The organism is Streptomyces sp. NPDC005962 (assembly GCF_040629205.1).
GTDB lineage: Bacteria > Actinomycetota > Actinomycetes > Streptomycetales > Streptomycetaceae > Streptomyces.
In genome coordinates, this window is the sequence record NZ_JBEXVE010000007.1 from 251,017 (window position 1) to 267,635 (window position 16,619).

A 16,619-nucleotide genomic window follows, 5' to 3' on the forward strand; every position below is an offset into this window, starting at 1 on the left:
AGTGTTCACAGGAGGTGTGCGGTCGGCGGATCAGCCCGGCGCAGCACCTACCGCGGCGGGGCGCGTGGTATCGGCGGACCAGGCGGACCAGGAGCCGGGGTAGAGCGCGGCCGTGACACCGACGCGGGCCAGGGCCACGGCCGTGTGGGCGGCCGTGACCCCGGAGCCGCAGTAGACGCCGACCTGTGTCGTGCCGTCGACGCCCAGCGCGGCGAAACGGCGCGTGAGCTCCTCCACGCTGTGGAACGTGCCGTCCGGCGCCAGATTGTCGCCCGTCGGGGCGGACAGGGCGCCGGGAATGTGCCCGGCGCGCGGATCGACCGGCTCGGTCTCGCCCCGGTACCGCTCGGCGGCCCGCGCGTCCAGCAGGACGCCGGTACGCGCCACCTCGGCCGCCGCGTCGGCGTCCAGCACCGGCAGTTGCCCCGTGGCGAGCACGACGTTTCCCTCGGCGGGCGGGGCGGGCTCACCCGTTTCGATGGGCAGTCCGGCGGCGCGCCACGCTGCCAGCGCCCCGTCCAGCAGCGAGACCCGCCCGACCCCGGCCCACCGCAGCAGCCACCAGGCGCGGGCGGCGGCGGTGTTGCCGTTGTCGTCGTACACCACCACCGGCCGACCCTGGTCAAGCCCCCAGCGGCGCGCGGCCCGCTGCAGCGCGGCGGGGTCCGGCAGCGGATGGCGGCCGCTCTCGGGGGCGGGCGGAGCGGCGAGTTCGGTGTCCAGGTCGGCGTGGACCGCGCCGGGGATGTGTCCGGCGAGGTAGTGCTCATGGCCGTGCGGATCGCCGAGCCGCCACCGTACGTCCAGGACGACGGGCACCGGATCACCGTGGAACAGCCGCGAGTACAGCTCGGCCGGAGTGGTGAGGACGGGGGCGGTCATACGAGGTCCTCCGTGACGGCGATGGGCGCCGGGCCGGAATCGATCCGCAGCCGCTCCAGGAAGAGGACCACGGTGGCGGCGGCGGTGCGATGGGTGACGTCGTTGAGGACGTCGTGCCGCGTTCCGGCCAGGCTCACCAGCTCCGCGCCGGGCAGGCCGCGGAACACGCGCCGGACCTCACCGAGAGGGCTGACGGTGTCCTCGGCACCGTGCAGCCCGAGCACCGGAACAGAGATCCCGTCCAGCACCGGCGACTCCAGCGCCTGCGACTCCGGCGCCGACGGGCCCGACAGGGCGCCCCGCCGGAACGCCGCGTCCGCGGTCAGCCTGCCCCGGTGCGTGGGGCAGGCGGTGCGTCGCTCCAGCTCGTCCTCCCAGCCCGAGGCGGCCGCCTCGGCGGGGTGCGGCCCGGTCGGCAGTCCGGCGAGGATCAGCGCGTCCAGCCCGGGGGTGCCGAGGGCGGCGATCCGCGCCGCCTGGGACGCCCCGGTGTCGGAGCCGACCAGTACGCGCGGGCCCGGGTGCGTCTCGTCGCGCAGCAGCTTGGTGGCCGCTTCGGTGACGGCCTCCGGGTCGGACGAGGCATCCCCCAGGGCACGGACGCGATACCCGTCGGCGGAGATCCGGCGGCCGAACCGCTCGTACACACCGCCGTGTTCACCCCGCCCGGGGAGGAGCACGAGCGTGCCACGCGGGGCGATTCCCGCTGGTTCGTCCCAGGAGTGGACAGGCTGAGCAGAGGACATGAGAACTCGATTCATCGACAGCGACGCCCGCCCGCCCGCACGAGCGAGACGGAGCAGCCGTGCGGGTGCGCGAGGTGCGGACGGAAAAGGGTGCGGCGAAGGCGCGGGAAGCCGCCGGCGACGGGCGACGGACACCGGAAGGCGACGGCGAACGGGCGAAGGCCGGGTGGCGAGAGCCCGGGGAAAACCGTCGGTCAGCGACAGCGCATGGCGCCGGTGCGGCCGAAGTCGACCACACGCCGCCGGGTCAGCCAGGCGCACCGGGCGCGGCACACCGCCGGTCCGGCGGCCGAAGGCCCGGAGCCGGTGCGGTGCGTGTGCGGCCGACGGGCCGCCACGAGCGCGGTACGTGGCATGACCTCAGGATGCATGAGCCCCGAGTCGGCCGTCCAACGATGATTTGCCATCAAAATCGATCAGGATTCCCAATCGATCGGTGCTAGCCTGCGCACATGCGGCCGGTACTGGACATCGTGGCGTTGCGCAGCCTCATCGCCGTCGCCGACTACGAAGGCTTCCACCGCGCCGCCGGTGCGCTCGCCCTCAGCCAATCCACCGTCAGCCAGCACATTCGGCGGCTGGAGAAGTCCCTCGGACGTCCAATCGTCGAACGCGACGGCAGGAAGACCCGGTTCACCGCCCACGGCGCCCGGCTCCTCGAAGAAGCCCAGCAGATCGTCGGCACCCACGACGCCGCCCTCCGACGGCTCATGGGGGAGGACCGGCCCGACGCGGCACCCGTCGCCATCGGCGCCACCGAGCACGGCGCCGACCAGATCCTTCCCGTACTCACCGCGGCCGTACGCAGTGCCCGGCCCGGCGCCGAGGTCCGGGTGCGCATCGACCGCTCGGCACGGCTGTCGGACGCCGTCGCACGCGGCGAACTCGACCTCGCCGTCTACGTCACCGAGGCGGCACACGCCCCGGGCACCCCGGTGGGCGAACTCCCCCTGCGCTGGTACGCCGCCCCCGGCTGGACACCACCGCCCGCTCCCGCCCCCTTGCCCCTGGTCGCCATCAGCGACCCGTGTGTGATCCGCCGCCGCGCCCTGACCGCGCTCGCCTCCCACCACACCCCCGCCACCGTGGTCGCCGAGGCCGGATACCTCGCCGGTGTCCTGGACGCGGCCCGCGCCGGACTCGGCGCCGCCCTGCTCGCCATCCCGGGCAGCCCGTACCCCGACGGCCTCACCCCGCGCCACGACCTTCCCGCGGTCCCCCCGATCGGCCTCAGCGCCCGCGCCCGCAGCGGCTGCGACCCCTCCCTGACCCGGGCCACCATCGAGGCGGTACACGCCCTGCTCACCTCCCGTGAGGCGGACACCGCCGTCTGAGCCGACACCGGGAAGCCGGTCGGCCGACGACGCCACAAGGTTGCAACGCGAGCGCAACACCACGCTGTTGACGAACTGAGCCCGGTACGCCGAACATCGACCGGAGGAACACTCGACGAGTCGGCGGAGTCATCCGCGGAGAACCGAGGGGAGTCGAGATGCGGTACCGGCAGCCGGTGTACGCATACGACGCGGCCCCGGTTCCGTTCCGCCACTCCCGCCTGGCCGTGCGTCTCCACGTCGATCTGCGGCGCGTCTCCAGCGCCCTCTGTCACGCCTGACGGCTCCGCCGCCCGCACACCTCTCGCGGCCGACGCCGCGCCTCTTCCTGAAACCTTCCGCGAACGCTTTCCGCGCGCTTCCCCCACGGCGTGGCCTCGCCACCCCACGGCCGTACGCACGGCCATGACACACGGGAGATCAAGCATGCCCGTCCCCGCTGAAAACACCCTCACCGTCCGCCCCGCCGCGGGCCATATCGGCGCCGACATCTCCGGCGTCGACCTCTCCCGGCCCCTGTCGCCCGAGGAGGCGCGGCAGATTCGGGCGGCCCTGCTGCGCTGGAAGGTGGTCTTCTTCCGCGGTCAGAACATCGACCACGCCACCCAGATCGCCTTCGCCCGCCACTTCGGTGAGCTGACCTACGCCCACCCGCACGACGACACCCCTCCCGAGAGCTTCCCGGAGATCTTCACCATCGATCCGAAACGCTACGAGCAGCGGTACAAGGACGGCTTCCGACAGCAGCGGACCAGGCGCAAGTACAGCTACTTCGGCGGCTGGCACACCGATGTCACCCCTGCAGTCAACCCACCCGCCGCATCGATCCTGCGCGCCGAGACCGTCCCCGAGTACGGCGGCGACACCACCTGGACCAACACCGTCGCGGCGTACGAAGGGCTGTCGGCCCCGGTCCGCGCCTTCGTCGACGGGCTGCGCGCCGAACACCGCTACGGCGCCGACGAACCGCCTGCGGGCGACAGCGGCTACGCCCGCCGGGTCAACGACAATCCGCTGGTCGCTCGTCCACCAGCGATGACGCGTCGGCCATCTGGCCCGGCCCCACGCCCCGGTGAGGTTACCGATCGCCGAGACGTCCGGCGAAGGGGGCAGGGCGCGGCTTCTCTGGTCAGGCCCCGGGCGCGTGGGACGCCGCAGCGCGCGGGCCGTAGATGACTCCCGCGACGAGTGCCACGAAGGGTACGGCCGCGAGGACGGTGCTCGTGACCGGTCCGCCGCCGGTGACGAGGGTGAAGTTGGCCAGCACCAGCCACATTCCGGCCAGCAGGCCGAGCACGGCCAGGGCCGGCGCCACTCGTGTCTGCCAGGGCTTGGCCGGGGCCAGGGCGGGGTTGCGGGCGAAGAAGACCAGGACCGCGATCGAGGTGGTCAGCATGAGGATGACCATGCCGACGGTGGAGACACCGGCCATGGAGCCGAACACCCCGACCAGCGGGTCCAGTCGCAGCAGGGCACAGCCGCCGACCAGGATCACCGCGGTGACGCTCTGCCCGAGCGACGACGTGGACGGCGACTGGTGGCGTGGGTGGACCGTGCCCAGGCGGGCGGGCAAAAGGTGCTGGTGCGCGAGAGTGAAGGTGTAGCGGGCGATGACGTTGTGGAAGGACAGGACGCAGGCGAAGAGGCTGCTGAGCAGCAGCACCTGCATGACGTCGCGCAGGGTGGTGCCGACGTAGGTTTGGGCGGTGTCCATGAGCATGTTGCCCTCTCCGTCGAGGGTCCGCTGTGCCACCGCGCCGACCTGGTCGGTGCCCTCGGCCAGGACCAGCGCCCAGCAGGAGAGGGTGTAGAAGCCGCCGATGATCAGTACGGAGAGATAGGTGGCCCGGGGGAGTGTCTTGTCGGGCGTACGGGCCTCGTCGCGGAATACGGCGGTGGCCTCGAAGCCGATGAACCCGGTGAGAGCGAAGAGGACGGCGATGCCCAGGGGGCCTGACAGGGCGGCGTGCGGCGTGAAGGACTCCGTGGTGATGCCGTGGGCGCCGCCGCGGGCGAAGATCACGGCATCCAGGACGACCACCACGGCGATCTCCAGGACGAGGGCCACGCCGAGGACCTTGGAGCTGAGGTCGATGTGCCGGTAGCCGAGGATGGCGACGGCACCGGCCGCGCCGAGCGCCCAGGCCCACCATGGCAGGGAGAAGCCGAGGCCGAAGCTTTTGAGCGCGTCGTTCACCGCCCAGCCGAAGTAACCGTAGACACCCACCTGGACGGCGGTGTACGCGACCAGGGCCACGGCAGCCGTCCCCACCCCCATGCGGGAACCGAGGCCGCGGGTGGCGTAGGCGTAGAAGGCGCCCGCCTGCGGGACGTGGGGGGTCATGGTGACGAAGCCGACCGCGAAGACGAGCAGGATCAGGGAGGCGAGCGCGAAGCCGACGGGTGCTCCGGCACCGGGACCGCTGGCGATGGCGAGCGGGACGTTGCCGCCCACGACGGTCAGGGGAGCGGCCGCCGCGATCACCATGAACACGATCGATCCGGTTCCGAGGTGGCCTTCGAGGTTTCGCGGCGACTGCTCGGCGGTGGTGTCCTGGGGCGTGGAGTCGGTCAGCATGTGCGGTCCTCGGGGGCGAAGAGAGCCGGGGCGTACAAGTCCGGGCGGCGGTCGAGGAGATACGGGTTGTCCTTGCGGGCCCGGGCGACGACGGCCGGGTCGACGGTGGCCGAAATGAGCTGGTTGCCACGCCTGACGGAGTCCAGGACCTCGCCCGAGGGAGCGGTGATGGAGCTGCGGCCGACGTACGTCAGGAGGCCCTCGGCGCCGTCGTGGTTGACGTAGGCGACGTAGACCTGGTTCTCCCAGGCCCGCACCCTCAGCAGATGGTCGGCGACGAAGGCGTACGGTTCCATCTGGGCGGTGGGTACGGCGATGAGGTCGGCACCGGCCAGGGCGGCCGCGCGTACGTTCTCCGGGAACTCCACGTCGTAGCAGATGAGCAGGGCGATCCGGAGGCCGCCGAAGTCGACGATCGAGGTCGGACGGTCGCCGGGGGAGAAGTGGCGGCGGTCCAGGTCGCCGAAGAGGTGGGTCTTGCGGTGCCGCCCCAGGAGTGTGCCGTCCGGGCCCACGAAAACGGCACTGTTGTAGCAGGCCCCGTTCTGGTGCTCCGGGAGGCCGACGACGAGGGCGAGGCGGTGGCGGCGGGCCAGGTCCTGAACGGGCGTCAGCAGGTCGGTGCGCGCCAGGTCCCCCAGCCGGTCGCCGATGTCGTAACCGGTGAGAAACAGCTCGGGTGTGATGAGCAGTTCGCTTCCCGAGGCGGCGGCCCGGGCGCACGCGACGTCCAGCTCTCGCACGTTGGCCGCCACATCGCCCGGTGTTCCCGCGGTCTGAAGTCCAGAGATCCTCATCGGCGCCCTCACGATCGGTACCGCCCCCTCCGAACCCCTCGGAACGGACAGCACAGGGTGGAATCCGGGTCATGGAAACATGCTCACTTTGAGCATGTAAAGAGCAGGGCGCGGATCTGTGAGTCAGGTGGTCGGCCGCGGGCGCCCGGCCATGCCCCAGCCGCACCCGGTTAGGCTGCGGGCATGGCTTCCGAGACCCGGGGCGGCGTCGCGAACCCGCTGAGCCGACGACCGTTGGCGGCGATCCGCCGCACCAGCGCCATCGACACGGTGCGGGCGCGGATCTCGCTGGCCGTGGACCTGGGGCTGCTGGTTCCGGGGGAGCGGCTGCCCAATGTGCGGACCACGGCCGCCGCGCTGGACGTCGGCGAGATCACGGTCCGCCGTGCCTTCACCGCGCTGGAACAGGAAGGGGTCGTGGAGCGCCGGCCCGGGCGCAACGGCGGCACCTTCATCGCACCCCGCCCGCCCCGCAACGCCGTGCTGGAGGCCGCCGCCTACCGCGAGGACAGCGACCATGTGCGTCGGCTGATCGACGAACGGGTCGTCATGGAAGCGGGCTTCGCGCATTTCGCGGCGGAGCGGATCGACGACGAGACCCTGGGAGGCCTTGACGCCGCGATCCGGGACATGGACGCCGCGGCCACCTGGGCCGACTTCCATGAGGCCGACCAGCGGCTCCACAGGCTGGTCGTGGCGAGCGCCGGGCTGGCCGGGGCGATGGAGATGTACGAGCGGATCACCGCGGAGCTGTACCAGTACTTCCTGCCGTACTCGATGGACTACCTGCGGGTGAGCAACGAACAGCACAAGGAGATCAGATCCGCCCTCGGCGCCCGCGACTCCGCCTTGGCGGCACGCCTTCTCGCCGCGCATGTCGACGAACTGCACCGGTCGATGTACGTGGGGCTCAGCGAGCGGACGGCGGACGCCTGACCGCGGCACAGCCCAGAGCCGAGCCCGTGGCCTCCGACGATAGGTGCTCGACTGTGCCGAGGAAGTCGCGGAAGGCCTGGTCGGTGCGGGTGGTGTCGCCGGTGGCGTCGAGGTCCATGAGGAGCCCACGGATGACGGCGAGAACGAGCGTCGCGAGATCCGGACGGCCGATGCTGAACAGGCCGTCCTCGAGCGGCCCGAGCCAGTCGGTCGTCGCGGTGCGCCGGAAGTCGGGCCACAACTGCTGCTCCGCGCTCTCGCGCAGCTGACCGAACATCCGCAGGTACGGCTGCCCGTCCGGGCCGGTGATGGCGGTCCAGGCGCGGTTCAGGGTGGCCGTGTACGGCTCGTCGGGCCGCGCCCGCAGCAGGTCGCCGAATGTGTCGAGCTGACGTTGCCGCGCGTGCCCGAGGACGGCCCGCAGCAGAGCGTCGCGGGTGCCGAAGTGATAGATCAGCATGCGGGCCGAGGTGCCGGTGGCGGTGGCCAGCGGCTCGAGCCGGTCGGGGAGGCCGTGCGCGAGGGCGTGGTCAGCGCAGGCGTCGAGCAGCCTCTCCTTGATGTGCGGTTGCGGTCGTCTGCCCATGAACCTCACTTTTTCACGTAACAGCTACTACGTCTAAAGTCGGTGGGGGCAGTCGGGCCCGACGTGGAGGTGGCGATGAGAGTCGTGTTCGTGCACGGGGCGTGCGTGCGGGACGGGTCGTGGTGGTGGCACCGCACCGGCGAGCTGCTGCAGGAACGGGGGGTGCCGAGCGTGGCCCCGGCGCTGCCGAGCTGCGGCGAGGCGGGCCTGCCCGGCGGCGTCGGCGGTCCGGGGCTGCCCGAGGATGTCGCCGCGGTGCGGCAGGTGCTGCTGGCCGGTGACGAGCCGACCGTCGTGGTCGCCCACAGCTACGGCGGTGTCGTCACCGCGGAAGCCGCTGCGGGAATCGGGTCGGTGCACCACCTGCTGCTGGTCTCCAGCTACCTGCCCGAGGTCGGGCAGAGCCTGTCGGAGTTCGGGGACGGCGGCCCCGCCCCGTTCCTCGACGTCGACCCCGACGCCGGCACGTTCGGGGTCCGCCCCGAGCTCCTCGTGGACACGTTCCTGCAGGACTGCGACCCCGAGGTCCAGGTACAGGCGCCGGACCACCTCGCCCGGCAGAGCGTGCGGGTGACCGGGCAGCCGGTCGGGGCGGCCGCATGGCAGCAGTTGCCCTCGACGTACCTTGTCTGCGCTCAGGACCGGGGCACCCCGCCGCGGCTGCAGCGCGAGTTCGCCCGCCGGGCCGGCCATGTCGTCGAGCTCGACGCCGGCCATCACCCGTTCCTGTCCCAGCCCGCAGCGGTCCGGGACTTGCTGCTGAGCCTGTGACGTTGTGGGCTTACTCCCGCGATTTCCCGGTGACGGAGTGTCACACGCGGAGCACCTGCCTTCGGGCGAGCGGCCCGGCTCTGGACGTCGCGGCCCGGGACGGGCGGTTGCCGGACCGCTCGCCTCCCGGCGCCTACCCGAACAGGGCGCTGTAGCCGTTCAGCGCCGGCTGCCCGCCGAGGTGGGCGTAGAGCACCTTGGCGTCCTTGGCGATCTCGCCCCGGTCGACGAGGTCGATGAGGCCCGCCATGGACTTGCCCTCGTACACCGGGTCGGTGACCATGCCCTCGGTCCGCGCCGCCAGCCGCATGGCGTCCAGGGTGGACTCGTCCGGGATGCCGTAGGTGCCCGCGTGGTAGCGCTCGTCGAGCAGGATCTCGTCGTGGGCGAGTTCCCGGTCCAGGCCGATGAGCGACGCGGTCCCGCGCGCGATCCGCGCCACCTGGTCCCAGGTCTCCTTCGGCTTGGCCGAGGCGTCGATGCCGAGGACGCGTCGCGGCCGCCCGCCCAGCGCGGCGAATCCGGCGATCATTCCGGCCTGGGTGCTGCCGGTGACCGCGCACACCACGATGGTGTCGAAGAAGACCCCGAGCTGCTCTTCCTGCTCCGCCACCTCGAACGCCCAGTTCGCGAAGCCGAGCCCGCCGAGCCGGTGGTCCGAGGCGCCGGCGGGGATCGCGTAGGGCTTGCCGCCCGCCGCCTCGATCTCCGCGATCGCCTGCTCCCAGCTCTCCTTGAACCCGATGCCGAACCCGGCCTTCACCAGCCGCACGTCCGCTCCGGCGAGCCGGGACAGCAGGATGTTGCCGACCTTGTCGTACACCGCGTCAGGCCAGTCGACCCAGCTTTCCTGGATCAGCACACACTTGAGCCCCGCCCGTGCCGCGACCGCCGCGACCTGGCGCGTGTGGTTGGACTGCACGCCGCCGATCGATACGAGCGTGTCGCAGCCCTGCGCCAGGGCATCGGCCACGAGGTACTCCAGCTTGCGGGTCTTGTTGCCGCCGTAGGCGATGCCGGAGTTGCAGTCCTCGCGCTTGGCCCAGATCTCCGCTCCGCCCAGGTGCTTGGTCAGGCGCTCCAGGCGGTGCACCGGCGACGGGCCGAACAGCAGCGGGTAGCGGTCGAAGTCGTTGAGAGACAAGGGATTTCTCCGATCAGTGAATGCCGAGCTTGCGCCGCGCGAACACCACGCAGGACAGGCTGACCACGGCCAGGAACATCAGGTAGAAGGTCGGTGCCAGTTTGCTGCCGGTCACATCGACGAGCCAGACGATCACCAGTGGCGTTGTGCCACCGAACAGCATCACGGCGATGTTGTAGCTCACCGCCAGGCCGGTGGCCCGGTTGGTGACGGGGAACAGCTCCGCCATCATCGCGGGCAGCGGCGCGAAGTAGCCGGCCTTCAGGACGCCGATCAGGAACATCACGCCGAGTATCACCGTGAAGCCCGGGGCGGCGACCAGGAACGCGAAGCTCGGGTATACCAGGGCGAGGATCAGCGCGGCGAAGATCAGCATGATCCGGGTGCGGCCGAACCGGTCCGACAGGTGACCCACCACGGGAGTCAGGCCCGTCAGCACGATCCCGGTGACCAGAGTGGACGCGAATCCGGTCGACGCCGGCAGGTCCAGTTCCTTCACCGCGAACGTGGGCATGTAGGTGATGAGGTAGCTGATCGCGGTGGACACGGCGAGCGCGCCCATGGCCACGAGCATGCGGTCCTTCTGGGTGCGGAACGTCTCCTTCACCGGCGCGCGCTCTTGGTCCGCGGTCTCGACGAACTCACCGGCCTCGGCGACGTAACGCCGGATGTAGTAGCCGACCGGGCCGATCAGCAGACCGAAGAAGAACGGGATGCGCCACCCCCACGACTCCAGGCTCGCGTCGGACAGCGTGGCCGTGAGCACCGTGCCGAACGCCGACGCGAGCAGCGTCGCGAACCCCTGGCTCGCGAACTGCCAGCTGGCCATGAAACCGCGCTTCTCGGGCATGTGCTCGACGAGGAACGCGGTGGCGCTGCCGAACTCCCCGCCCGCGGAGAAGCCCTGGACGAGCCGGGCGAGCAGGATCGCGATCGGCGCGACGAGCCCGATCGTCGCGTACGGCGGCATGATCGCGATGAGCAGCGTGGCGACCATCATGAGCTGGATCGACACCATGAGCGCACGCTTGCGCCCGGCACGGTCGGCATACGCGCCGAGCACGAGTGCCCCCACCGGACGGACCACATAGGCCACCGCGAACGTGCCGAGCGTCAGCAGCAGCGACACGGTCTCGTCGGCGGTGGGGAAGAACTGTTTCGAGATCGTCGCGGCGAAGAAGCCGTAGACGAGGATGTCGAACCATTCCAGTGCGTTCCCGATGGACGCGGCGATGATGACGCGGTGCACCTTCACCGGCGCTTCGGGGGCGACCGTCTGTGCGGTCATGGGCGGCTCCTCACGGAAGCGTCCTCGCCGAGGTCCCAGAACAGACCGGCCATGATGCGCAGGCTCTCCCGCGCCACGGGGGCCAGCAGGTGCTCGTCCGGGGCGTGCTGGGCACAGGCGGGGTAGGAGTGCGGGACCCAGAGGGTGCACAACCCGAGCTCATTGGCGAAGGCATCGTTGGGAAGGCTGCCGCCGAGGTTCGGCAGCAGCGCGGGTTCCGTGCCGGTGGTGCGGCTGATCGAGCCGAGCGCCCAGCGCACCCAGGGGTCGTCCGGATCTGTCCGGGTCGGCGGCATGGTCGGTCCGACCTCGACGTCGACCATGGGGAATCCGTGCTCGTCCAGGTGGGTACGGAGGATGACGCCGAGCTTGTCGACCTCGGTGCCGACCACGGACCGGAGCTGGCAGTGCGCGTGTGCGCTGCCGGGAATGGCATTGACCGGGTTGTCCGGGTTCCCGGCGGCGAGCGAGAGCACCTCGACGCTGTTCCAGCCGACGAGGCGTTCGGCCGGGGTGAGACCGGGTTCGCCCCAGCCGTCGTCGATGGGCGGATCGTCCGCTCCGCCGCCGACCTCGATGTCGCGCAGGGCTTCCCGGACGTTCTCGGGGATCTCGCGCGGCCGCAGCCCGGGGACGAGGATGCGGCCCCGCGCGTCGACGATGCTGGCGAGCGCGGCGCCCAGCACGGTCGCCGGGTTGCGCAGCAGACCGCCCCAGTTGCCGGAGTGGTAGGAGCCCTCGCGCAGGTCGACCCGGAGCGTGAACGGGGTGGACCCGCGTGAACCGAGGAACAGCGTCGGACGCTCCGCGGCCACGCGCGGCCCGTCCGACGCGATCAGCACATCGGCGGCGAGCTCGTCCCGCAACTGGGCGCAGACCGTGCGCAGGCCCGGCGAGCCGGACTCCTCCCCGGTCTCGACCAGCACCTTGAGGTTGAAGCCGAGCCGGCCGCGCACGCGGAGCACTTGCTCGAGTGCCGCGAAGTTGATGGTGTGCTGGCCCTTGTTGTCGGCGGTGCCGCGGCCGTACCAGCGGTCGCCCTCGACCACGACCCGCCATGGATCGAGGCCGGGCCGCCATCGCTCCGGCTCGCCGAGGACGACGTCGCCGTGGCCGTAGACCAGCACCGTGGGCATCTCATCGTCCTCGTGCCGGACCGCCACGAGCAGCGGGTAGTCGCCGGCGGGGTTGTCGAGGACGCGCGTCTCGCAGCCCAGTCGGCCGGTGAGCGCCGGGGCCAGCTCGTCGGTGAGGTAGGAACGCAGCACCCGGGCCCGCGCCCGGTCCTGGCTTTCGGTCGCGAACCCGACCCGGCGGTCGAGGTCGGCGAGGAATTCCCCGGAATCGTAGTATTCGGTGACACGATCGATCACGGCAGCACGGGTCATGATTACCCTTAACATCGGAAACGCGCAATTTACAATGCGTCCGGCCAGTGCGCAGAGTTTACGGAGCGGTGATAGGGCGGCGATAGAGACGGCAATTGCACGTTTTCGAAAGGTGCATTGCCCTGGCGGCAATGGCAACGGGCTACGGCTACGGTCCGTCGCTACCCCGTCACCACCCTCGGCCGACGCGCTTCGCGCGCTGCAGTACATTCTCGGAATGCACCTCCTGCCCACGTCGCTGCGCTACTTCCTCGCGGTCGCGCGCACCGGTTCGATCAGCGAGGCCTCGGAGCGCCTGCACGTGGCCACGTCGGCGATCAGTCGGCAGATCGCGAAGCTGGAGCAGGACGTCGGGGCGCCGCTGTTCGAGCGCCAGCCGCGGGGGATGGTGCTGTCGGAGGCGGGTGAGATTCTCGCCGCCTACGCCCGGCGCAGCGCGCTCGAGGCCGAGCAGGTGCTCGCCGATGTGCACGGCGTCGAGGCCCTGCACCGCAGCACCGTCAAACTCGCGAGCTCCGAGGGTTTCGCGAGTGAGTTCCTGCCGGTGGCTATGGCCGCATTTCGGGAAAAGCATCCAGGGGTGCGGTTCCGGCTGAATGTCACCGGCCCGGCGGCGGCGACGCGGCAGGTGATAGACGGCACGGTGGACCTGGCCGTCACCTATAGCCTCGGACCGGAAGAGGGAATCAGGGTCGAGTATTCGCAGCAGCAGCAGATCTACGCGCTGATGCCCGACGATCACCCGCTAGCCTACCGGGAGTACGTCGAGCTCGCGGACCTGCTGGAGTACCCGCTCGCGCTGCTGGACGAGGGGACCACGGTCCGGCAGCTCTTCGACATCTGCGTCGCGCTGGAAGGGCTGAGCTTCGAACCCGCGCTCGTCAGCAACTACTCGTGTGCGCTGCAGAGTTTCGCGCAGCAACGCGGCGGGGTCACCCTGGTGGGTCCGCTGACGGTGCGGCGGCGGCTCGGCGCCGACCGCCTGGCCATCGTCCCCATCCACAACTCGGAACTGAGCCGCCGCAGCATGCAGATCCAGTCGATGGCGCGGCGCGCGTTGCCCGCGGCGGTGCGGGCCTTCCTCGCGCATCTGATCGAAGAGATCGGCGACGACCTCCTCATGTAGACAGATCGCTATCCGCGATTTTCACCGCCCCGGTTGCCGACTCCCGCCCTTCGCGGCACGGCGCAGCAGCGGGGTGAGGCGGTGCGGCACCAGTTCGCGCATGGCCAGGGCCGTCGTCGTGCGCTCGATACCGGGAATGGCGAGGATCTGCCCCGCGATCCGGTACAGGTCCTCCGCGTCCGCGGCGACCACCCGTACGAGCAGATCGGTCTCGCCGCTGAGGCCGAAGACCTCCACGACTTCCGCGATGCCCGCCAGTGCCTCGGACACATCGGCCAGCCGGCGCTGATTGACCTGCGCGGTGACGAACGCGGTGAGCGGGTGCCCCAGCGCGTTCGGGATGATCCGGCGTTCGAAGGAGCCCAGCGTGCCGCCCCGCTCCATTCTGGCCACCCGGGCCTGAACGGTATTGCGGGACAGCCCCAGTTGCTCGGCCAGGGCGACGACGGTGGCCCGCGGATCGGTAGCCAGGGCGAGCAAGATCCGGGCGTCCGTGGCGTCGAGCATTCGTTCACTGGTCATGATGCTCCGTCGTTGCCTCTCCATTGGCTTGGGATGTGAGCAGAATGCTCAGTCGAATAGGCGCATCTTGTGCAGTCGAAGAGTTATCTGTCTACTGGCGCGGCACAACGCAAATTTTTCCCGTACATGGTTCCTCTTGCGGAGGTGGTCTGTGATGGTCGCGGAGCTGAGGTCGGCCGACGCCGATGGCCGGGGCCCCGGCGGGGAGGAGCGGCTCGCCGTGGTGGAGGCGGTCGGGCGGCGGGTGCTGTGGCTGTCCACCGCGATCATCGACCATGCCAACCGGGTGCGGCCGAACCCTTCGGGGCTGAAGGTCGGTGGTCATCAGGCGTCCAGCGCCTCGATGACGTCGATCATGACAGCGCTGTGGTTCCACGCGCTGACGCCGGAGGACCGGGTGTCGGTCAAACCCCACGCCTCACCCGTGCTGCACGCGATCAACTACCTGCTGGGCGAGCTGGACGAGTCCCATCTGACCACCCTGCGCGCCTTCGGCGGCCTGCAGAGCTACCCCAGCCGGTCCAAGGACCCCGACCCGGTCGACTACTCCACGGGCTCGGTCGGCATCGGCGCCACCGCCCCTCTGTGGGGTGCCCTCGCACGGCGCTACGTCGAGGGCCACTTCGGCGGGGCCGGCAGGGGACGGCAGTACTCCCTGCTGGGCGACGCGGAGCTGGACGAGGGCGCAATCTGGGAGGCGATCCAGGACCCGATGGTGCCGGGGCTGGGCGAGGCGGTGTGGGTCGTCGACCTGAACCGGCAGTCCCTGGACCGGGTCGTCCCCGGCATCGCCGCCGAAAGGCTGCAGGGCATGTTCGCCGCGGCCGGCTGGCAGGTCGTCACCCTCAAGTACGGGCATGTGCTGCGGGAGTTGTTCGAGCGGCCGGGCGGCGAGGCCCTGCACGCCCGTATCGACGCCATGGACAACCCCGAATACCAGCGCCTGCTGCGCTGCTCCGCGAGCGAGTTGCGCGAGCGGCTGCCCGGCACCGGCTCCACCGCCGGGCCGATCGCGGACCTGATCGCCTCCCTGGACGACGCCACCCTGTCGGCGGCGCTGCGCAACCTGGGCGGACACGACATCGGCGCGCTGATGGACGCGTTCGACAGCGTCGACGACACGCGCCCGACCATCATCTTCGCGTACACGGTCAAGGGGTACGGGCTGCCCACCGAGGGCCACCCGCAAAACCACTCCTCACTGCTGACCGCCGACCAGATGAGCACCCTGGCCGACCGACTGGGAACGGACCTCGACCGCCCGTGGGCGGCATTCGCCGACGGCTCGCCGGAAGCAGCCCTGTGCGCGGCGGCCGCGAGGCGGCTGCGCCGTCCCGGACACGCCGTGCGGCAGCCCCCCACGGTCCCCGCCGACCTCGCCCGCCCGGCACCGACCGGTACCGGCAACACCCAGCAGGCCCTCGGACGCATCCTGCTGGACCTCACCCGGAAGGCACCGGAGGCGGCGGGCCGGATCGTCACCGTCAGCCCGGACGTCAGCTCCACCACCAACCTCGGCGGCTGGCTCAACAAGGTCGGTGTGTGGTCACCGGCCGAACGCCCCAACTGGTTCGCCGATGACCCCGAGACGATCCTGCACTGGCGGGAGCGGCCCACGGGCCAGCATGTGGAACTGGGCATCGCGGAGACCAACCTGGTCGGCCTGCTCGGCGAGCTGGGCGCCACCTGGAGCCGCTGGGGCCAGCCACTGCTGCCGATCGGCGTCGTCTACGACCCCTTCGTCGACCGGGCCCTGGAACCCTGGTCGTTCGGCATCTACGCCGGCGGCCAGTCGATCCTGGTCGGCACGCCCTCCGGTGTCACGCTCGCCCCGGAGGGCGGCGCCCACCAGTCGATCACCACACCGTCGCTGGGCATCGAACAGCCCGGCTGCGTCACCTTTGAGCCCGCGTTCGCGATCGATACCGAATGGTGTCTGCTCGCCGCGCTCGGCAACCTCGGCCGTCCGGAGGGGAGTTCGGCCTACCTGCGGCTGTCCACCCGGCCCGTCGAACAGTCCGCGGCCGCCGTCCCCGACGACCCGGCCGCCCGCGAACGCCGCCGCCGACAGGTGACCGCCGGGGCCTACCGGCTGCGCCGGCACGAGAACCCGGTGGTGACCCTCGCCGCGATGGGTGCCCTGGTCCCGGAGGCCCTGGCCGCCGCCGACCGGCTCACCGCCCTCGGCCACGGCGCCGACGTGGTGTGCGTGACCAGCCCGGACCTGCTCTTCCGTGCGCTCCAGGCCCGCCGCGGCCTGTCCCAGGACCCGGCCTGGATTCTCGACCAGGTCTTCCCCGCCGACCGGGCCACCCCGCTGGTGACCGTCCTCGACGGCCACCCGCACACGCTGGCCTTCCTGAGCGCGATCCAGAACACGCCCACCGTCCCCCTCGGCGTCACCCGGTTCGGCCAGTCCGGCGCGATCGAGGACGTCTACCGCTACCACGGCATCGACACCGACAGCATCGTCACCGCCGCCCTCGACCTCGTCGACTGAACGGAGAGCCCCACTCCCTCC

17 protein-coding genes are annotated in these 16,619 nt (G+C 71.1%); 7 read left to right on the plus strand and 10 right to left on the minus strand.

Annotation, left to right across the window (positions count from 1 at the left end):
* Positions 1 to 30: 30 nt before the first annotated feature.
* From ABZ370_RS14860 to ABZ370_RS14870, 3 genes are all read right to left on the minus strand, one after another.
* Positions 31 to 882, minus strand: a complete 852-nt coding sequence (locus ABZ370_RS14860; protein WP_358620230.1) for a sulfurtransferase — start codon at positions 880 to 882, stop codon at positions 31 to 33.
* Positions 879 to 1,628 carry a lysophospholipase gene (locus ABZ370_RS14865; RefSeq protein ID WP_358620232.1) on the minus strand — a complete coding sequence of 250 codons (750 nt, stop codon included), beginning with the start codon at positions 1,626 to 1,628 and terminating at the stop codon, positions 879 to 881. Before ABZ370_RS14865 ends, ABZ370_RS14860 begins: the two co-directional genes overlap by 4 nt.
* Before the next feature lie 194 nt (positions 1,629 to 1,822).
* Entirely contained in the window at positions 1,823 to 1,984 is a 162-nt protein-coding gene (locus tag ABZ370_RS14870) for a hypothetical protein (protein ID WP_358620233.1), read from the minus strand.
* A 96-nt stretch (positions 1,985 to 2,080) separates the two neighbouring features.
* On the opposite strand from ABZ370_RS14870, the gene ABZ370_RS14875 reads away from it, so the two are divergent.
* The 3 genes from ABZ370_RS14875 to ABZ370_RS14885 all read left to right on the plus strand — a co-directional run bounded on the left by ABZ370_RS14875 (position 2,081) and on the right by ABZ370_RS14885 (position 4,138).
* Positions 2,081 to 2,962, plus strand: a complete 882-nt coding sequence (locus tag ABZ370_RS14875; protein ID WP_358620234.1) for a LysR family transcriptional regulator — start codon at positions 2,081 to 2,083, stop codon at positions 2,960 to 2,962.
* A gap of 158 nt (positions 2,963 to 3,120) precedes the next feature.
* Positions 3,121 to 3,243: a putative leader peptide gene (locus tag ABZ370_RS14880; protein WP_358620236.1), complete on the plus strand. Its 123-nt coding sequence runs from the start codon at positions 3,121 to 3,123 to the stop codon at positions 3,241 to 3,243.
* 145 nt (positions 3,244 to 3,388) lie between these two features.
* Entirely contained in the window at positions 3,389 to 4,138 is a 750-nt protein-coding gene (locus ABZ370_RS14885) for a TauD/TfdA family dioxygenase (RefSeq protein ID WP_358620238.1), read from the plus strand.
* Here the strand turns inward: ABZ370_RS14885 and ABZ370_RS14890 are convergent.
* Positions 4,092 to 5,540: an APC family permease gene (locus ABZ370_RS14890; RefSeq protein WP_358620240.1), complete on the minus strand. Its 1,449-nt coding sequence runs from the start codon at positions 5,538 to 5,540 to the stop codon at positions 4,092 to 4,094. The two genes, ABZ370_RS14885 and ABZ370_RS14890, sit on opposite strands and share 47 nt — an antisense overlap.
* Positions 5,534 to 6,337 (minus strand): carbon-nitrogen hydrolase family protein, encoded by an 804-nt coding sequence (locus ABZ370_RS14895; protein WP_358620242.1) that lies wholly within the window; start codon positions 6,335 to 6,337, stop codon positions 5,534 to 5,536. The genes ABZ370_RS14890 and ABZ370_RS14895 overlap by 7 nt, the downstream gene beginning before the upstream one ends.
* Positions 6,338 to 6,520: 183 nt before the next feature.
* On the opposite strand from ABZ370_RS14895, the gene ABZ370_RS14900 reads away from it, so the two are divergent.
* Entirely contained in the window at positions 6,521 to 7,273 is a 753-nt protein-coding gene (locus ABZ370_RS14900) for an FCD domain-containing protein (protein ID WP_358620244.1), read from the plus strand.
* Here the strand turns inward: ABZ370_RS14900 and ABZ370_RS14905 are convergent.
* Positions 7,248 to 7,859 (minus strand): TetR/AcrR family transcriptional regulator, encoded by a 612-nt coding sequence (locus ABZ370_RS14905; protein WP_358620246.1) that lies wholly within the window; start codon positions 7,857 to 7,859, stop codon positions 7,248 to 7,250. The genes ABZ370_RS14900 and ABZ370_RS14905 overlap by 26 nt on opposite strands.
* Before the next feature lie 75 nt (positions 7,860 to 7,934).
* Between ABZ370_RS14905 and ABZ370_RS14910 the strand changes: the two genes are divergently transcribed.
* Entirely contained in the window at positions 7,935 to 8,630 is a 696-nt protein-coding gene (locus ABZ370_RS14910) for an alpha/beta hydrolase (RefSeq protein WP_358620248.1), read from the plus strand.
* Between the two features lie 133 nt (positions 8,631 to 8,763).
* Here ABZ370_RS14910 and ABZ370_RS14915 read toward each other — a convergent pair whose 3' ends face one another.
* From ABZ370_RS14915 to ABZ370_RS14925, 3 genes are read right to left on the minus strand one after another with little or no spacing between them, the layout of a single operon-like run.
* Positions 8,764 to 9,774: a 1-aminocyclopropane-1-carboxylate deaminase gene (locus ABZ370_RS14915; protein ID WP_358620250.1), complete on the minus strand. Its 1,011-nt coding sequence runs from the start codon at positions 9,772 to 9,774 to the stop codon at positions 8,764 to 8,766.
* Between the two features lie 13 nt (positions 9,775 to 9,787).
* Complete coding sequence (locus ABZ370_RS14920) at positions 9,788 to 11,062, minus strand: MFS transporter (RefSeq protein WP_358620252.1); 1,275 nt, start codon at positions 11,060 to 11,062, stop codon at positions 9,788 to 9,790.
* Positions 11,059 to 12,450: a M20 family metallopeptidase gene (locus tag ABZ370_RS14925; RefSeq protein ID WP_358620254.1), complete on the minus strand. Its 1,392-nt coding sequence runs from the start codon at positions 12,448 to 12,450 to the stop codon at positions 11,059 to 11,061. Before ABZ370_RS14925 ends, ABZ370_RS14920 begins: the two co-directional genes overlap by 4 nt.
* Before the next feature lie 217 nt (positions 12,451 to 12,667).
* Here ABZ370_RS14925 and ABZ370_RS14930 point away from each other — a divergent pair, with 217 nt between their 5' ends.
* On the plus strand, positions 12,668 to 13,576 hold the full coding sequence (locus ABZ370_RS14930; RefSeq protein WP_358620256.1) for a LysR family transcriptional regulator: 909 nt from the start codon (positions 12,668 to 12,670) through the stop codon (positions 13,574 to 13,576).
* 21 nt (positions 13,577 to 13,597) lie between these two features.
* On the opposite strand, the gene ABZ370_RS14935 is transcribed toward ABZ370_RS14930, so the two are convergent.
* Positions 13,598 to 14,098 (minus strand): Lrp/AsnC family transcriptional regulator, encoded by a 501-nt coding sequence (locus ABZ370_RS14935; RefSeq protein ID WP_358620258.1) that lies wholly within the window; start codon positions 14,096 to 14,098, stop codon positions 13,598 to 13,600.
* Between the two features lie 154 nt (positions 14,099 to 14,252).
* Between ABZ370_RS14935 and ABZ370_RS14940 the strand changes: the two genes are divergently transcribed.
* Entirely contained in the window at positions 14,253 to 16,598 is a 2,346-nt protein-coding gene (locus ABZ370_RS14940; protein ID WP_358620260.1) for a pyruvate dehydrogenase, read from the plus strand.
* Positions 16,599 to 16,619 lie beyond the last annotated feature (21 nt).